Source organism: Stenotrophomonas sp. SKA14, assembly GCF_000158575.1.
Classification (GTDB): domain Bacteria; phylum Pseudomonadota; class Gammaproteobacteria; order Xanthomonadales; family Xanthomonadaceae; genus Stenotrophomonas; species Stenotrophomonas forensis.
The window spans coordinates 944,122-961,388 of the sequence record NZ_DS999412.1 but is presented as its reverse complement, the minus strand read 5'-3'; the positions used below and the strand labels follow the sequence as shown (position 1 = coordinate 961,388).

Here is a 17,267-nt window from a genome sequence, read left to right as displayed (position 1 = left end):
ACACTTGGGGGCATAGCGCATTCAGGAGCGTCCCCGTGAGCGAGTGGTTCCACGCAGAAGGCAACCGGCAGCAAGGCCCGCTGCCGGCGGAACAGTTGGTTGAGTTGTTCCGCAACAACCAGATCTCCCTGGACACCCTGGTGTGGCGCGACGGTCTGCCGCAATGGCAGCCGTTGCGCACCGTCGTCGACGAACTCGGCCTGATCGTGCCGGCACTGGACGCTTCTGCGCCGATCGTCGACGCCGAGCCGGAACCGGTGGCACCGCCGCCGCCGCAGCCACCGGTGCTGCCACCGTCCACACCATATTCCACCAGCGCACCGGCGGGCGTCGTGCCGCCGCCGAAGAAGAAGCTGTCCGGCTGCGCCCTCACTGCAATCATCGCGGGCGCTCTGCTGCTGGTGCTGGTGCCGATCGTGGCCATCCTCGCTGCCATCGCCCTGCCCGCCTATAGCGACTACACGGTGCGCGCCAAGGTCTCCAGCGCGGTGAACGCGCTGCAGCCGCTGAAGGACCAGGTGCAGCACTTCGCCGACGACGAAGGACGCTGCCCGGGCGCCAACGATGCCGGCTTCCCGGCCCCGGGCGACTTCACCCAGGCCGGCCTGTCGGCGGTGAACATCGGCCGCTTCAACAACGGCCACTGTGGCGTCGAAGCAACGCTGTCGATGCCGGGCAAGAGCATCGACGGAGACCTGCTGTGGCTGGAATACGACCGCGACAGCGGCCGCTGGGAATGCAGCGGCGCAAGCGACGACAAGTACCTGCCGCCGTCGTGCCGCGGCTGAGCCGCGCGCGTACCGGCACCCCCAAGGACGATCCAACAGGGAACATGCAATGACTGAGTGGTATTACGCCGAAGGACAGCAACGCCAGGGCCCGCTGCCGGCCCAGGAGATCCGCCAGCGCTTCCAGCGCGGCCAACTGAACCTGGACACGCTGGTCTGGCGCGAAGGCATGGCGCAGTGGGCGGCGCTGCGCCAGGTGGTCGACGAGCTTGAGCTGCAGACGCTGGCCGATGCCACGGCGGCCGCCGGCAGCGGCGGCTTCGATCTGCGCGGCGACTATGCCGCCATCGACAACGGCACCGCGCCGCTGCCCGGTACCGGCGCCGTCGGCAGCTCGCCGTACAGCGCGCCTGCCGCCGCAGGCGTCGCTGGCCACGCGCAGCCGGTCATGGGCGGCGAAGTGGTCTACGCGGGCTTCTGGAAGCGCGTGGCCGCCTACATGATCGACTACTTCGTGCTGTTCATTCCGGGCAGCATCATCGGCGCCATCCTCGGTGTGGTGCTCGGCGCCAGCATGGGCGCGGTGGGCAGTGGTGAATCGGCCATCGAGGTGGTCGCGCAGCTGTCCAGCGCACTGATCAACTTCGCCATCGGCATGGCGTACTACACCTGGTTCCATGCCTCCAAGGGCGGCGCCACGCTGGGCAAGATGGCGGTCGGCATCAAGGTCGTGCGCAGCAATGGCGAACGCCTGACCAAGGCGCGCGCATTCGGTCGCTACTGGGCCATGCTGCTGAGCAGCTTCACCCTCGGCATCGGCTTCCTGATGGCGGCCTTCACCGAGCGCAAGCAGGGCCTGCACGACATGATCTGCGACACCCTGGTGGTCGACCGCTGGGCCTTCACCGACCAGCCACAGCTGCAGCGCCGCGAGCTGGGCACGGTCACCGTGCTGGTGCTGGTGTTGACCGGCCTGCTGTCGCTGGTGGGCCTGGCCCTGCTGGTCTTCGCGGTCGGCTTCATCGCCAAGATGGCCTCCTGAACGGCCATCGTCACGCCTGGCTGCTTGACATGGGCTGGCCGGGCGTGATTCCTCTAATAAGGTGAAACCTGAACGCCCGGCACACTACCGGGCGTTCAGTTTATGGATTTGCGCGTGGCCGCTTCACTAATGCGGCCGTTTGCTCCACCCTAGCGGCCCCTTCCCCACGGTTCGCCCCACAGACCCTGCTGCCATGCCCAAGCACCTGCTCATCGTCGAATCGCCGGCCAAGGCCAAGACGATCAACAAATACCTCGGCAAGGACTACACGGTCCTGGCCTCGTATGGGCATGTGCGGGACCTGATTCCGAAGGAAGGCGCGGTCGACCCGGACAACGGGTTCGCCATGCACTACGACGTGATCGACAAGAACGAAAAGCACGTCGATGCGATCGCCAAGGCCGCCAAGGGCGCCGACGACATCCTGCTGGCGACCGACCCGGATCGCGAGGGTGAAGCGATCAGCTGGCACATCGCCGAGATCCTGAAGGAACGCGGGCTGGTCAAGGACAAGCCGATGCAGCGCGTGGTGTTCACCGAGATCACCCCGCGCGCCATCAAGGAGGCGATCAGCCAGCCGCGCGAGATCGCCAGTGACCTGGTCGATGCCCAGCAGGCGCGCCGCGCGCTGGACTACCTGGTCGGTTTCAACCTGTCGCCGGTGCTGTGGCGCAAGGTCCAGCGCGGCCTGTCCGCCGGCCGCGTGCAGAGCCCGGCGCTGCGCATGATCGTCGAGCGCGAGGAAGAGATCGAAGCCTTCATCGCCCGCGAATACTGGTCGATCGCCGCCGAGTGCGCGCATCCCTCGCAGCACTTCAACGCCAAGCTGATCAAGCTGGACGGGCAGAAGTTCGAGCAGTTCACCATCACCGACGGCGACACCGCCGAAGCCGCCCGCCTGCGCATCCAGCAGGCGGCGCAGGGCTCGCTGCATGTCACCGACGTGGCCAGCAAGGAGCGCAAGCGCCGCCCGGCGCCGCCGTTCACCACCTCCACCCTGCAGCAGGAAGCCTCGCGCAAGCTCGGTTTCACCACCCGCAAGACCATGCAGGTGGCGCAGAAGCTGTACGAAGGCGTGGCGATCGGTGACGAAGGCACCGTCGGCCTGATCTCGTACATGCGTACCGACTCGGTGAACCTGTCGCAGGATGCGTTGGCCGAGATCCGCGACGTGATCGCCCGCGACTACGGCATCGCCTCGCTGCCGGACCAGCCGAACACCTACCAGACCAAGTCGAAGAACGCCCAGGAAGCGCACGAAGCCGTACGCCCGACCTCGGCGCTGCGTACCCCGGCCCAGGTCGCGCGGTTCCTGACCGACGACGAGCGCCGCCTGTACGAGCTGATCTGGAAGCGTGCGGTGGCCTGCCAGATGATTCCGGCCACGCTCAACACTGTCAGCGTCGATCTGTCGGCCGGCAGTGAGCACGTGTTCCGCGCCAGCGGTACCACCGTGGTCGTGCCCGGCTTCCTGGCCGTGTACGAGGAAGGCAAGGACAGCAAGAGCGCCGAGGACGAAGACGAAGGCCGCAAGCTGCCGGCGATGAAGCCCGGCGACCGCGTGCCGCTGGAGCGCATCCAGGCCGAGCAGCATTTCACCCAGCCGCCGCCGCGCTACACCGAAGCGGCGCTGGTGAAGGCGCTGGAAGAGTACGGCATCGGCCGTCCCTCGACCTACGCCTCGATCATCCAGACCCTGCTGTTCCGCAAGTACGTGGAAATGGAAGGCCGCAGCTTCCGCCCGTCCGACGTCGGCCGTGCGGTGTCCAAGTTCCTGTCCAGCCACTTCACCCGGTACGTGGACTACGACTTCACCGCCAAGCTTGAGGACGAGCTCGACGCCGTCTCGCGTGGCGAGGAAGAGTGGATCCCGCTGATGGCCCGCTTCTGGGAGCCGTTCAAGGAGCTGGTGGAAGACAAGAAGGAATCGGTCGACCGTGCCGAGGCCAGTGGCGCCCGCGAGCTCGGCACCGACCCGAAGACCGGCAAGCCGGTGAGCGTGCGGCTGGGCCGCTTCGGGCCGTACGCGGCCATCGGCAGCACCGCCGAGGACGCCGAGGAAAAGCCCAAGTTCGCCTCGCTGCGCCCCGGCCAGTCGATGCACACCATCTCCCTGGAAGACGCGTTGGAACTGTTCCTGATGCCGCGTGCGCTGGGTGAGGACAACGGCGAACCGGTCAGCGTCGGCATCGGTCGTTTCGGTCCGTTCGCCAAGCGTGGCAGCACCTATGCCTCGCTGAAGAAGGAAGACGACCCGTACACCATCGACCTGGCCCGCGCCGTGTTCCTGATCGAAGAGAAGGAAGAGATCGCGCGCAACCGGATCATCAAGGAATTCGAGGGCAGCGACATCCAGGTGCTGAACGGCCGCTTCGGCCCGTACATCAGCGATGGCAAGATGAACGGCAAGATCCCCAAGGATCGCGAGCCGGCCTCGCTAACCCTGGCCGAAGTGCAGCAGTTGATGGAAGAAACCGGCAAGCCGGTGCGCAAGGGCTTCGGTGCCAAGAAGGCCGCGGCGAAGAAGGCGCCGGCCAAGAAGGCGGCGGTGAAGAAGGAAGCGGCCCCGAAGAAAGCCGCCGCCAAGAAGGCACCGGCCAAGAAAGCGGTGAAGAAGGCCGCTGCGAAGAAGGCGCCGGCCAAGAAGGCCGTAAAGAAGGCCGCCAAGTAGATCCACGCCATGCGTGGATGAAGGGTGTGCTGACCCACGGCCCGCACCCACCAACGATGCCGGCCAGCGGCCGGCACCACCGGGCGGCACCGTTCCACCCCTTCTGCACGCAGCAGGGGGATAATGAAGCCCCACGCCGGGCCGGTCACCGCCATGAAAGAACTCACCCTGGACTCTGCTGTCGCCACGCTCCGCGCGGGCGGCGTGATCGCCTATCCGACCGAAGCGGTCTGGGGCCTGGGCTGCGATCCTTCGCACGAGGCGGCGGTGCACATGGTGCTGCGGCTGAAACAGCGCCCGATCGAGAAAGGCATGATCCTGGTCGCCGCCGAGCTGCCGCAGCTGGAAGGCTGGGTGCGCCTGCAGGCGCTGCCCGACGCGCGTCAGCGCGCGGTGCTGGCCAGCTGGCCCGGTGCCAACACCTGGATCCTGCCGGCCGGCCCACGTGCGCAGCCCTGGGTCACCGGCGAGCACAGCGGCATCGCGGTGCGCATCAGCGCCCACCCGCTGGTGGCCGCACTGTGCCGTGCCTGGGGAGGCCCGCTGGTCTCCACCAGCGCCAACCTGGCCGGGGAACCACCGGCACGCAGCCGCGAAGAGCTGGACCCACGCCTGCTGCGCCTGCTCGACGGCATCCTCGATGGACAGACCGGCGGCCTGGCCCAGCCCACCCCGATCCGCGACGCACTCAGCGGCAACGTGCTGCGCTCCTGAGCGGCCGATTGCGCTGCGCCGGACAATCGCGCACCCTGCCGCCATGACCCTGCTGCGCGCCGCCTTGAGCTTGAGCCTGCTGCTGCCGTGGACGGCGAGCGCCGCCGAGGCCCAGGACGTGCGCGTGTACCGCTGCGTTGCCAGCAACGGCGCCGTCGCCCTGCAGGACCGGCCATGCAACAGTGGCCGCCAGGAAGTACGCGACCTGCAGCGTCCGCGCGATCCCGCCCCCCGCGTGGTTCGCAGCGATGCCGCGCCGCCGCCGCCCAGCGAAACGCCGGTCATCCGCGAGCGCGAAGTCCGCCACCTCTACATCCAGCCACCGCAGCCGATGTACGAGTGCGTGAGTGACGATGGCCAGCGTTATACCAGCGACAGCAACGAAGGCAATCCGCGCTGGGTCCCGCTGTGGACCAGTGTCTGGCTACCGCATGGGCATCATGGCCCGGCACACCCCGGACCGCGACCGGCCATCGGCACGCCGATCGGTACGCCCATTGGCGAAGGCGCGGGGTATCGCCCGCCTGCGGTGGGGGTAGGCGTGCAGGTCCCGGCCGGCAACATATTGGTCCGCGACAGCTGCCACGCGCTGCCGCCACAGGAAGTCTGCGCGCGCCTGCAGGATCGCCGCTGGGAACTGGACCGGCGCTACAACAGCGCGCTGCAGAGCGAACGTACCGCCATCAGCAACGAGCAACGCGGCATCGATGCGCGACTGTCGCGTGATTGCCAGCGCTGAGCGCGGCGTCCCAGCACAGCCTGTACCCTGTACGCATGAACAGATTGATCTGGCTGGCCCTGGCGCTGCTGCCCGGCGCTGCGCTCGCTGATGAAAGCGTGATCTATCGCTGCATGTCCAGCAGCAGTGACATCCCCACCCTGCAGCGCACGCCCTGCCCGGCCGGCAGTACGCAGCAGGTCGTGCGCATACCGGCGCCCTCCAGCCCGCCACCAGCCGTGGTTGAACCCTCACAGGCGCTGGCTCCGGTTTCGCCACCGGTTCTCCAGGTCAGCGAACCCGCTGCAGCGCCTGCAACGCCCGCGGCGCCACGGCGCGCGGACCAGGGGCGGACGATCATGGAAGCAGGCATGGTTGAACGCGAAGGCGGCGACCAGATTCTCGACAGCGCGACGCTGCGACGCGAAGCCGAAGCCCGCGCCGCATCCGGCGACGGACCACCGAAACCGCCGTTGCCACCCATCTTCCAGTGCACCGACAGCCAGGGCGGTGGCTACCTGCATGAGTACGAGGCCGCCCCCGGGCGCTGCGAACTGATGACCGTGCAGGGGCTGGGCGGCGCCACGCCGGTGAATGCAGCAGGCTGCGAGGTGGTGCGTGACCGCTGCGAGGCGCTGCCCGAGGCGCTGCGCTGCGGCAGCTGGCAGCAGCGCTTCCGCGATGCACGCGGCCGCGAGCGTTTCGCAGCCCCGGACAACCGCGACGCCGCGCGCAGCGAGCGCGAACGGCTGCAGGGCGTGCTGGAGGCCAGCAACTGCCCGGTGCCGGGGTGACAGTCACCGGTAGTACCGGCCGCTGGCCGGCAACTGCAATCATCTGAAGATCCCGCGGTTGCCGGCCAGCGGCCGGCACTACCCTCGAACGCTCAGAACCCGTAGCGCAGGAAGCCGCCATCCACCGCGATGCACTCGCCGGTGACATAGCTGGCTGCCGGCAGGCACAGGAAGCCCACGGCTGCCGCCACTTCCTCCGGCTCGCCAATGCGGCGCATCGGCGTGCGGTTGATCACTTCCTCGTAGTAATCCGGGTCCGACAGCGGACCGGACGTGCGCCGCGTACGGATGTACCACGGCGCCACCGCATTGACCCGGATGCCATCCTCGGCCCACTCGACGGCCAGGTTGCGAGTCATCTGGTGCATCGCCGCCTTGCTCATGCCGTACACCACGCCACTGCGCACATGGGTCAGGCCGGACACGCTGCCGACATTGACGATCGACGACGACGCGTGCCGGGCCAGCAGCGGATGCGCGTAGCGCGACAGCTCGAACGCCGAGAACAGGTTGGTCTCGAAGATCTGGCGCCATTCGTCCTCGGAGTATTCCGTGGCCGCCTTGGTGACGTTGCCACCGGCATTGTTGACCAGGATATGCAGGCCATCGCTGTGATCTTCCACCCAGTCCAGGATCTGGCGGCGGTCCTCGTCATCGGAGACATCGGCAGCCAGCGCGTGCACCTGGTGCTGCGGATACACGTCCAGCAGTTCGTCGCGTGCCGTCTCCAGCATGTCGATATCGCGGCCGACGATCATCAGGTCGGCACCGAGGCCGGCCAGTTCATGCGCGATCGCCAGGCCGATACCGGCGCTGGCGCCGGTGATCAGGGCGGTCTGGCCATCCAGGCGCCACCGTTGCTGGGTCATGTGTCCTCCGGGGCCGCGCCCGCTGTGTTTCGATGCCGCAAGGATACGCGCTCACAGCCGCCGCTTGCCGGGGGTGCGACACTGCCCGTACGCCCACCGCGGAGAGCCGCCATGCGCATGTTGATCCTGTCCTCGTCCCTGCTGGCCGCCGTGCTGCTGGCGGGCTGCCAGCGCCCACCGGCGCCGAACCCGGAAAAGCCACCGGTACCCCGGGCGATGTCGCGCGCGATCAACGAGCCGCTGGACCGCGCCAAGGGCGTGCAGAAAACCGTGGACAATGCCGCTGCGCGTGAACGCGAGGCCGAAGCCGAGGCGACGCAGTAACTCCGAAAACGAAAACGCCCGGCCGAGGCCGGGCGTTTCCAGTAGATCCACGCCATGCGTGGATGGGCATTCCGATCAGAACCCGCAGAAGCAATACGCCAGCGCCTTCACCGGCGCACCATTGCCCTTCTCGCGGGCTGCGTTCTCGACGAAGCGCAACTGCGTGTCCACTTCCGGCATCGTGCGGGCCAGCATCATCCGCGCCATGCCCGAGTCGGACAGCATCCAGGCACCGGCGCGACTGCCGGCAAAACCGCTGACGAACTGCGCGAACGGCGTCGCCGCCTTCTCGATGTAGCGCACGCGGTAGGCATCGGCCTTGCCCAGCTTGGCGCGGCTGGCGGCGTCGGCCACGGCATCCTTCAGGCCACCGAAGGCATCGACCAGGCCTCGTTCCTTGGCCTGCGCACCGCTCCACACGCGGCCACGGGCCACTTCATCGACGGCCTCGACCGGCTTCTTGCGGGCATCGGCGACGCGACCGGTGAAGTCGGCATAGCCCTTGTTGATCACCGTCTGGATGACCTGGCCGACGGCCGGATCCATCGGACGGGTGACGTCGAAGGCACCGGCAAAGCGGGTGGTGCCGACGCCGTCGGTGTGCACGCCGATCTTGTCCAGCGCGCGGCTGAAGTTCGGCACCATGCCGAAGATGCCGATCGAACCAGTGATGGTCGACGGATCGGCGTAGATGCGGTCGGCATTCATGCTGATCCAGTAACCACCGGACGCAGCCAGATCGCCCATCGACACCACCACCGGCTTGCCGGCGGCCTGCAGGGCCACCACTTCGCGGCGGATCTGCTCGGAGGCGAACACTTCACCGCCCGGCGAATCGACGCGCAGCACCACGGCCTTGACGTTCTCATCGTCGCGCGCGGCGCGCAGCAGCGCCGAGGTCGACTCGCCACCGATACGGCCAGCCGGCAGGTCGCCACCGCTGATCTCGCCTTCGGCCACCACCACCGCCACCTGCGGACGCGAGTCCACCGGGTTGCGGCGAGCGTCGAGCAGCGCCAGGTAGCGCCCGAAGTCGACGTTGCGGAAACCGCCGTCGGCATCGTCATCGGCCACGCCACGCTCGATCATCAGATCCTCGAATTCCTCGCGGGTCTTCAGCGCGGTTACTAGCTTCTGCTGCAGGGCGAACTTGGCCAGGTCGCCACCGGCGGCGGCGATGCCCTCCGGCAGCGTGTCGATGCCGGCGGCCAGCTGGGCCGGATCCAGGCGGCGGGCCTTGGCGATGTCGGCCAGGTAGCGCTGCCACACGTCGTTCATCCAGAACAGGTCGGCTTCCTTGGAGGCCGGCGAGGCGGCGTCGAGCACGTACGGCTCGGCGGCGGACTTGTACTCGCCCACCTTGAACAGATGCACGTCCACGCCCAACTTGTCCTGCAGGCCGGTGCGGAAGTACTGGCGATAGCGGCCCAGGCCCTCGAGCACCACCGACCCCATCGGGTCCAGGTAGACCTCGTCGGCCTGCGCGGCCAGCAGGTACTGCGACTGCCCCATGCTCTCGCTGTAGGCCACCAGCTGCTTGCCCGACGCGCGCAGGTCCTGCAGCGCCGACGCCACTTCGCGCAGCGAGGCGAAGCCCGACGGCTGCAGCTTGTCCAGCTCCAGCACCACGCGCTCGATCTTCTTGTCTTCCTTGGCCGACTCGATCACCCGCAGCAGGTCGCGCAGCTGGATCTCCTCGGCGCCGTTGTCGCCCACCGCCTTGGCCAGCGCGCGGCTGACCGGATCGGCGCTGAACTGCTCGACCAGGCGGCCTTCCGGTGCGATCACCAGGGTGGTGCGGTCCTGCAGCGATTTGCTGGCACCGGCGCCCATGCCGGCAGCGATGACGAACATCACCAGCAGCAGGAACAGCAGGCCGAAGAACACCAGGTTGAGGATCAACCGGCGGGTGAAATTCATGACGTCCCACAGCCCGATGAAGAAGCTGGCGACGGGATTGCGACGCGCCGGGGGCAGCGGGGGCACGGGTTGATTCATGGAACGCTCCGGATGGCTTCTTGCCGTGGTACCAGCATAGCCGGTGCCGTGTGATGCGGCATCGGACACAAGTCAGGGGATCGCCCGCCATGGGTGAGCATGGCGAGCAGGGAGGATCAGGACAGGGTGGACTGGCCGATGCGCAGGCTGCTGCGGCGCAGGCGCCAGCCCATCAGGATGGCGGCCGCGGTCAGGCCCACGATCAGGCCGATCCACATGCCCTGCGGGCCCATGCCCAGGCCCAGGCCGAGCCCGGCGCCAAGCGGCATGCCCAGGCCCCAGTACGCGAACATGGCGATGAACATCGGTACGCGGGTGTCCTTCAGCCCGCGCAGCGCGCCGGCCGACAGCACCTGGATGCCATCCGGGAACTGGAAGGTGGCCGCGTACAGCAGCAGGGTCGAGGCCAGGCCGGCCACCGCCAGATCGTTGGTGTACACCCCGACGATGGCGTCGTGGCCGAACAGCAGCACCGCCGCCGACAGCGTCTGCGTGCCCATGATGATCGCGTAACCGGCCCACGCCGCACGCCGCACACCGAAGCCGTCACCACGGCCGACGGCATGGCCGACGCGCACGGTAGTGGCCTCGGCCACGCCCATCGGGATCATGAAGCACAGCTGCGCGACGTTGATCGCGATCTGGTGCGCGGCCGCCTCGTTGGCGCCCAGGCGGCCGATCAGCAGCGCGGTGACGATGAACAGGCCACCTTCCATCAGCACGGTGATACCGATCGGCAGGCCGGTGCGCAGCAGTTCCCAGATCGCCTTCCAGCGCGGCCCTTCGAAGTGCGAGAACAGCTGCAGGTGGGCGAAGCGCTTGGTGAACCACAGGTAGGTAGCGAAGGCGATCGCCTGCAGCCACATCATCACCGCCGAAGCGATGCCGAGACCTTCGGCACCCATTTCCGGGAAACCGAGCTTGCCGTTGGCCAGCACATAGCCCATCGGCGCCAGCACCAGCAGGCCGCCGAAGCCAAGCAGCATGGTCGGCAGTGTCCAGTGCATGCCCTCGCTCAGGTAGCGCATGCAGAAGTACAGGGTCAGCGCCGGGCCGCCCCAGCGCACCGCATGCAGGAACGCGGTCGCGCCCGGCACGATATCCGGGGCGATGCCGAACGCCGGCAGCAGCGGCGGCACCACAGTGAGGAAGGTGAACATGATCAGGCCCAGGCCCAGCGCCAGCCACAGTGCCTGGCGGAACAGCGGGCCGATCTCGCGCTCGCGGCCAGCGCCGTGCAGCTGTGACACCGAGGCGGTGAGCGAGATCAAGGTGCCGATCGGGATCAGCATCGGCAGCCACAGCAGGGCGGTGCCGATGGTCACCGCGGCCAGGGTCGCAGTCGCGTGGTGACCGGCAATCACGTTGTCGACGAAGGAGATCAGGCCGGTGGAGACATGGCCCAGCACGAGCGGCAGGGCAAGCAGACCGGTGGCGCCGACTTCCTTGCGGAAGCGCGGCGTGGAGGTTGCAGTAGACATAAGGTGCTTGACGCGAACTACGGTTGCGCGCGAAGGGCACAGGCACCGGGTTTGCGGCCGGTCATCTTACGCGCGCAGCGCGCGCATTCCCATGACACGGCGTGAATGCTGGGTTCCAGCTTTTTTACTGCCCGGCCTGGCGCTTGAGCCAGGTGTCACGCTCAGCGGCGGGCACCGCGAGGAAGGCGCTGCGCACCGTGTCGCGTTCCTGCGGCGGGGTGCGCTGTGCGACCAGGGTCAGCTGTGCCAGCTGGGCCGGGCTGAGCTGGCGCAGCACAGCCAGGGCCGCCTCGCGCTGTTGCGGCGGCACGTAGCCGAACAGGCCATGCAGCTTGGGAAACACCAGGCCCAGCTGCGGGCCCAATCGCCAGCCTTCGCGGAAGGCCTGGTCCTGCGCCTGGAACTGCTGGCGCAGGCGCTGCTGCTGGTCGGCGGGCAACGCGTTGAATCGCGTCGCGGCCTGGCGGATGCGCTCACGCTCGCCTTCCGGAAGCGCCCGCCACGCGGCGTAGTCGGCACGTCGCTGGCGCTGCTGCGCTGCATCCAGTTGCGCGAAGGCCGACGGCGCGGTGGGCGGGGCCGATGCTGTCGCTTCTGCCCCGACCGCAGGCGCAGGCAGGGGCACATTCAAGGTCTGCGGTGCGGCGGACAGCGACAGCGGCAGGGCCAGCAGCAGGCTGGCGAACAGGGTCTTATTCATCGGCAGCGGTGGTTTCCAGCGTGGCACTGGCCGGCTCGGGCCGGCTCGGCCTGGATTGCGATTCGTCCACCGGCAACGGACCGCCTGCGGCGGTCCACGCATACAGATCGGCATCGGCCAGCAGTGGGTAGTCGCGATCGGCCAGCATCGTGGCGTCGTCTGCGGCTTGGGACGGCGTCGTATCCGGCGTGGCATTGACCGTGCTCGGTGGCAACGCCTCCACCGTGACCGGGCCTGCCTCGCCGACCACGCCTTCCGGCAGCGGTGCCGCGGCACCGAACGAACGGCCCTGCAGGTAGCGCCAGCCCAATGCCGCCGCCAGTAGCACGGCTACGGTCAGCAGCAGGATCAGCGGACCGCGCCAGCGCGGCTTGGCAGTCGGACGCCGGCGCTTGCCGTTGGCGGCGGCACGCCCTTCCTGCGGCGGTGCGCGCCAGCTGGAGGTCGGGGCATCACTGGCGGCGGCCGGAGCGGCCGGCTGCTGCAGCTGCTGCAGGCGCTTGGCCGGCAGGTCGCGGATGCGCAGCTGCACCTGTTCGGCCAGTTGGCGCCAGGCCGACGCATCGGGCTGGCCGTGTGCATCGCGCGGGCAGGCATCGGCCAGCAGGTGCTGGTAGCCCGCTTCGTCCTGGTCGAGCACGCGCATGGCGATGCCTTCGTCCAGGCTGCCGCCCACCCGCAGCAACAAGGCCAGGCGCGGCAGCGGGTCCATCCCGCCCAGGGCGGCCAACGGCGGCGCCCACTGGCCGCCCACCGGTTCACGCAGTGCCTGGCGCTGGCCCAGCAGGGTCCAGAAGCGGGTCGGCCACTGCGCCATCGGCAGGTCGCTGGCCACCGCGGCAAAGGCGCGCATCACCGCCACCAGGGTCTGCTCGGCGCGGGCGGCATCGCCGCACTGCAGTTCAGCCACCACCAGGGCGCGACGCTCAACGCCTCGCAGGAACGCCGACAGCGCGCCGGCCGCGGTCGAGGAAACAGGGGCGGGCACAGCCGTCATCGGTCACTCCAAAGGTCTGTCGGCATGATAGCGGCAGGCCATCGACGCCCGTAGGACTTGCGCCCGCCGGCACTTCGTGCTGCAGGTTGTGCACAGCACCACGCCCCCCTCCGGCAAAACTGGGGCATCCAGCTGAATCCACTCTGTTTCAGCAATGTTTCACACATAAAGCATTGATTTATATTGATTTTATCATGTGGCGATTTTTTGACCAACCCGGGCATGAGGCCGTCGCCATCGGCCTCCTGCGCGCCCGTCGACCGGTAACGCACAACGTTATCCACAGAACATGTGGATAAGACTGAATCTCCAATGGACACCGATATTTAGGTGACATTTATGATTCAACCGGCGTCGCTCGAGTGCCCCGGGTCCCGCCATCCGTGCGCGCATGGCCCGTTACACTGGCCCGATGCTTTCACCGATTCCGACCCTGCAGGTCGCCCTGCCCGTCCCGCTGCCGCGCCTGTTCGACTACCTGTCACCGGAGGGCGACGCCCCTGCGGTGGTCGTCGGCTGCCGCCTGAAGGTGCCGTTCGGCAACCGTGAGCTGGTCGGCGTGGTGGTCGGCCACGGCCAGGCCGACGACAGCCAGGGACTGCGCCAGGCGCTGGCCTGGTGTGACCCGCAACCGCTGCTGCAGGGCGAGCTGTGGCAGAGCCTGCAGTGGTTGGCGCGTTACACCCACGCACCGCTGGGCGAGGTCCTCAGCACCGCCCTGCCCGGCCCGCTGCGCCATGGAGAGGCTCTGCCCGAGACCCATCACTGGGGTTGGCAGCTGACCCACGAAGGTCGCGCCCAGCGTGAAAAACTGCGCGCCGGCAGCCGCCCCCGCCAGTTGGCCGAGCTGCTGGCCGAGGCCGTGGTGGATGAAGACGTACTGGGCGAGCGCATGGACGACTGGCGCACCGCCGCACGCAGCCTGGCCAAGCGCGAACTGGCCGAGCGCGTTGCGCTGAGCGTGGCACCGCAGCACGCGCAGCCGCTGCCCGGCCCCACGCTCAATCCGGACCAGGCCGAGGCCGTGGCAGCGATCAACGCCGCGGAAGGCTTCCAGCCGTTCCTGCTGGATGGCGTGACCGGCAGCGGCAAGACCGAGGTCTATCTGCAGGCGATCATCCACTGCCTCGCCCAGGGCCGGCAGGCGCTGGTGCTGGTGCCGGAAATCGGCCTGACCCCGCAGACCCTGGCGCGGTTCCGCGGCCGTCTCGGCATCGCCGTACACGCACTGCATTCGGGCTTGAACGACAACGAGCGCGCGCGGGTCTGGGCCGCCGCTTCGCGTGGCGAGGCACGGGTGATCGTCGGTACGCGTTCGGCGGTGTTCACACCGCTGCCGCAGGCCGGCCTGCTGATCGTCGACGAGGAACACGACGGCAGCTACAAGCAGCAGGACGGCATCCGCTACCACGCGCGCGATTTCGCCCTGGTGCGGGCCAAGGCGCTGGGCATTCCGGTCTTGCTGGGCAGTGCCACGCCTTCGCTGGAAACCCTGCACAACGCCTATGCCGGACGCTACACGCACCTGCGCCTGAAACAGCGCGCCGGCGATGCACGGCCGCCGCGCGTACGCATTCTGGATGTGCGCAAGCGGCCACTGCATGACGGCCTTTCGGCCGATGTGCTGGCCGGCATCGGCGAGCACCTGCAGCGCGGCCAGCAGGTACTGGTGTTCAAGAACCGCCGCGGCTACGCACCGGTGCTGCTGTGCCACGACTGCGGCTGGACCGCGCCATGCCAGCGCTGCGATGCGCCGATGACGGTGCATGGCGGCGGCCGTCGCCTGCAGTGCCACCACTGCGGTGCGCGGCAGCCGGCGCCGTTGGCGTGCCCGGCCTGCGGCAGCCTGGCGCTGCAGCCTCAAGGCATCGGCACCGAACGCCTGGAGGAACATCTCACCGCGGCCTTCGCCGATTTCCCGGTGGTGCGCATCGACCGTGGCACCACCTCGCGCCGTGATGCATTGGAACAGCAGCTGGCGAAGCTGGGCGACCGGCCCGGCATCCTGGTCGGCACGCAGATCCTGGCCAAGGGCCACGACCTGCCCAAGCTGACCCTGGTGGTGGTGGTGGGCATCGATGAGGGCCTGTTCTCGGCCGACTTCCGTGCCAGCGAGAAACTGGCGCAGCAGTTGATCCAGGTCGCGGGCCGCGCAGGCCGTGCACGCGACCCGGGCGAAGTCTGGCTTCAGACCCATCATCCCGGGCATCCGCTACTGGAGACCCTGGTGAACGGTGGCTACCACCCGTTCGCGCAGGCCGAGTTGAACCAGCGCCAGGCCGCCGGTTTCCCGCCGTTCGCCCATCTGGCGCTGATGCGGGCCGAAGCGCAGCAGGTTGAGCACGCCAACGCCTTCCTGCTGGCGGCGCGGCACCTGCTGGGCGAGCAGAACGTGGTGGAGGCCTACGGGCCGATGCCGGCACCGATGCCGCGCCGCGCCGGTTACCAGCGTACGCAGCTGTTGTTGTCGGCGGTACAGCGGCCGCCACTGCATGGCGTGCTGGCACAACTGGTGCCGCAGCTGTATGCGCTGCCGGAAGCGCGCAAGGTGCGCTGGTCGCTGGATGTGGATCCGACCGATCTGTATTGAGGTCTGGCAACAGGTACTGCGTAGAGTCGAGCTTGCTCGACTGCCGTGCGCCAGACGCAGTCGAGCAGGCTCGACTCTGCGCCCAACGCCACCGCTTACGTCAGCGGCGACATCACGCCGCGCTGGTACGCCGGGCGTTCGCGCAGGCGCGCATACCAGTCGGCCAGGTGCGGCAGTTCCGGGCGCTGGATCGGCAGTTCGAACCAAGCATAGATCAGCGAGCCCAGCGGGATGTCGCCCATCGCGAACGTATCGCCGGACAGCCACGGCTGCGTCGCCAAGGTCGCGTCGGCCATCGCCAGATAATCGCCGGCGCGCACGATGGCGGCATTGATCCGCGCTTCGTCACGGTCCGCCGGTGCGGTGCGCATGATGCCCCAGATCAGGTCACTGTAGATCGGCGCCATCCGCGAGGTGCTCCAGTCCATCCACTTCTCGGCCTGGGCGCGCTGCATCGGATCTTCGGCGTACAGCGTGCCCAGTGCGTAGCGCGCGCTCAGGTAGCGCACGATCGCGTTCGATTCCCACAGCGGCAGGCCGTGGTCTTCGATCACCGGCACCAGGCTGTTGGGATTCATCGCCAGGTACTCCGGCGTCTGCGTGCCACCGTGGCTGCCACCGACTTCGATGGATTCATACGGCAGGCCGATCTCCTCGGCACACCACAGCACCTTGCGGACGTTGCTGGAATTGCGACGGCCCCAGATCTTCAACATGCGGGTATTCCCTGCTGGCAATGCGAGCGGCAACGATACGCCTGATTGGTGTGGGCGTGTCATGCCGGATGCGGGATTGGGCATCCGGGCGCTGCCGGCCAGCGGCCGGCACTACCGGTTTTTTTGGCCAGCGGCCGGCACTACCTGTTCTTTTTCGGCAGGGCGCGTACGTAGGAGGATTTGCCGTCCTTCTTCAGTTCGAACAGGCCGATCGCCGCCAACAGATCGCTCAGCTTCCCGTAACCATAGTTGCGTGGATCGAACGAGGCCTGGTTGCCGATCTGGCTGCCGACCGGACCCAGGTGCGACCAGCCATCCTCGCCCTCGGCCGCCGACACCGCACGACGCAGCATCTTCACCAGCCGGGTGTCGCTGCGCATTTCCGCACCGCTCTTGCGCGGCCGTGCATCATCGTTGGTCACCGGTTCGTTCGAGGCCTGCTCGCTGGAGGCCTGTTCGGCATCCGGCACGCTGGCATGGGTCTGGCCCAGTGCCTCCAGATAAGTGAATTTCGAGCACGCGTTGACGAACGGTTCGGGTGTCTTCTTCTCGCCGAAGCCATACACCTTCACGCCATCGGTCAGCAGCCGCATCACCATCGGGGTGAAATCGGCATCGCTGGAGACGATGGCGAATCCATCGAGGTTGCGTGCGTACAGCAGGTCCATGGCATCGATCACCATCGCCATGTCCGAGGCATTCTTGCCCTTGCTGTAGGCGAACTGCTGGATCGGGCGGATCGCGTATTCGTGCAGCACCGCTTCCCAGCCCTTCAGCCGCGGACTCTTCCAGTTGCCGTAGGCGCGGCGCACGTTGGCCACGCCGTAGCGGGCCACTTCGGCCAGCACCTCGTCGATCTTCGAAGCCGGCGCATTGTCGGCGTCGATCAACAGGGCGATGCGCTTTTCCGGTTCGCTCATGGGCT

The 17,267-nt window shown here is 68.0% G+C and carries 15 protein-coding genes; 8 read left to right on the top strand and 7 right to left on the bottom strand.

All coding sequences use genetic code 11. The features are described from left to right. The first annotated feature begins 35 nt into the window (after positions 1 to 35). The 6 genes from SSKA14_RS04380 to SSKA14_RS04355 all read left to right on the top strand — a co-directional run bounded on the left by SSKA14_RS04380 (position 36) and on the right by SSKA14_RS04355 (position 6,667). Positions 36 to 788, top strand: coding sequence for a pilin (locus SSKA14_RS04380; RefSeq protein ID WP_008264890.1), 753 nt, complete (start codon positions 36 to 38; stop codon positions 786 to 788). Between the two features lie 49 nt (positions 789 to 837). Next, complete coding sequence (locus tag SSKA14_RS04375) at positions 838 to 1,770, top strand: RDD family protein (protein ID WP_008267914.1); 933 nt, start codon at positions 838 to 840, stop codon at positions 1,768 to 1,770. Between the two features lie 193 nt (positions 1,771 to 1,963). Beyond that, the gene (locus SSKA14_RS04370) at positions 1,964 to 4,441 is read left to right on the top strand and encodes a DNA topoisomerase I (RefSeq protein ID WP_008267195.1); all 2,478 of its coding nucleotides are present in this window, start codon (positions 1,964 to 1,966) and stop codon (positions 4,439 to 4,441) included. A 123-nt stretch (positions 4,442 to 4,564) separates the two neighbouring features. Next, positions 4,565 to 5,155 (top strand): Sua5/YciO/YrdC/YwlC family protein, encoded by a 591-nt coding sequence (locus tag SSKA14_RS04365; protein ID WP_083797299.1) that lies wholly within the window; start codon positions 4,565 to 4,567, stop codon positions 5,153 to 5,155. 43 nt (positions 5,156 to 5,198) lie between these two features. Then, positions 5,199 to 5,894: a hypothetical protein gene (locus tag SSKA14_RS04360; protein WP_008265252.1), complete on the top strand. Its 696-nt coding sequence runs from the start codon at positions 5,199 to 5,201 to the stop codon at positions 5,892 to 5,894. Positions 5,895 to 5,929: 35 nt separating this feature from the next. Further along, the gene (locus SSKA14_RS04355; RefSeq protein WP_008268095.1) at positions 5,930 to 6,667 is read left to right on the top strand and encodes a hypothetical protein; all 738 of its coding nucleotides are present in this window, start codon (positions 5,930 to 5,932) and stop codon (positions 6,665 to 6,667) included. Positions 6,668 to 6,759: 92 nt separating this feature from the next. Here the strand turns inward: SSKA14_RS04355 and SSKA14_RS04350 are convergent, their stop codons facing one another. Beyond that, a complete protein-coding gene (locus SSKA14_RS04350) occupies positions 6,760 to 7,536 on the bottom strand; it encodes an SDR family oxidoreductase (RefSeq protein WP_008267396.1) in 777 nt (258 codons plus the stop codon). 111 nt (positions 7,537 to 7,647) lie between these two features. Here SSKA14_RS04350 and SSKA14_RS04345 point away from each other — a divergent pair, with 111 nt between their 5' ends. After that, positions 7,648 to 7,860 (top strand): hypothetical protein, encoded by a 213-nt coding sequence (locus tag SSKA14_RS04345; RefSeq protein ID WP_008265072.1) that lies wholly within the window; start codon positions 7,648 to 7,650, stop codon positions 7,858 to 7,860. 75 nt (positions 7,861 to 7,935) lie between these two features. Here the strand turns inward: SSKA14_RS04345 and sppA are convergent, their stop codons facing one another. The 4 genes from sppA to SSKA14_RS04325 form a co-directional block, all read right to left on the bottom strand. Further along, positions 7,936 to 9,858, bottom strand: a complete 1,923-nt coding sequence (gene sppA, locus SSKA14_RS04340) for a signal peptide peptidase SppA (RefSeq protein WP_040006996.1) — start codon at positions 9,856 to 9,858, stop codon at positions 7,936 to 7,938. Positions 9,859 to 9,974: 116 nt separating this feature from the next. After that, positions 9,975 to 11,339, bottom strand: a complete 1,365-nt coding sequence (locus SSKA14_RS04335; protein WP_008264976.1) for an MATE family efflux transporter — start codon at positions 11,337 to 11,339, stop codon at positions 9,975 to 9,977. 124 nt (positions 11,340 to 11,463) lie between these two features. Next, the gene (locus SSKA14_RS04330; RefSeq protein WP_008266221.1) at positions 11,464 to 12,039 is read right to left on the bottom strand and encodes a DUF3106 domain-containing protein; all 576 of its coding nucleotides are present in this window, start codon (positions 12,037 to 12,039) and stop codon (positions 11,464 to 11,466) included. Further along, complete coding sequence (locus tag SSKA14_RS04325; protein WP_040006994.1) at positions 12,032 to 13,036, bottom strand: hypothetical protein; 1,005 nt, start codon at positions 13,034 to 13,036, stop codon at positions 12,032 to 12,034. Before SSKA14_RS04325 ends, SSKA14_RS04330 begins: the two co-directional genes overlap by 8 nt. Positions 13,037 to 13,448: 412 nt before the next feature. Here SSKA14_RS04325 and SSKA14_RS04320 point away from each other — a divergent pair, with 412 nt between their 5' ends. After that, the gene (locus tag SSKA14_RS04320) at positions 13,449 to 15,626 is read left to right on the top strand and encodes a primosomal protein N' (RefSeq protein WP_008268453.1); all 2,178 of its coding nucleotides are present in this window, start codon (positions 13,449 to 13,451) and stop codon (positions 15,624 to 15,626) included. A 95-nt stretch (positions 15,627 to 15,721) separates the two neighbouring features. Here the strand turns inward: SSKA14_RS04320 and SSKA14_RS04315 are convergent, their stop codons facing one another. Together SSKA14_RS04315 and SSKA14_RS04310 are read right to left on the bottom strand one after the other, a co-directional pair. Next, on the bottom strand, positions 15,722 to 16,342 hold the full coding sequence (locus tag SSKA14_RS04315) for a glutathione S-transferase (protein ID WP_008265895.1): 621 nt from the start codon (positions 16,340 to 16,342) through the stop codon (positions 15,722 to 15,724). Positions 16,343 to 16,482: 140 nt separating this feature from the next. Beyond that, a complete protein-coding gene (locus tag SSKA14_RS04310; RefSeq protein ID WP_005419652.1) occupies positions 16,483 to 17,262 on the bottom strand; it encodes an NYN domain-containing protein in 780 nt (259 codons plus the stop codon). Positions 17,263 to 17,267 lie beyond the last annotated feature (5 nt).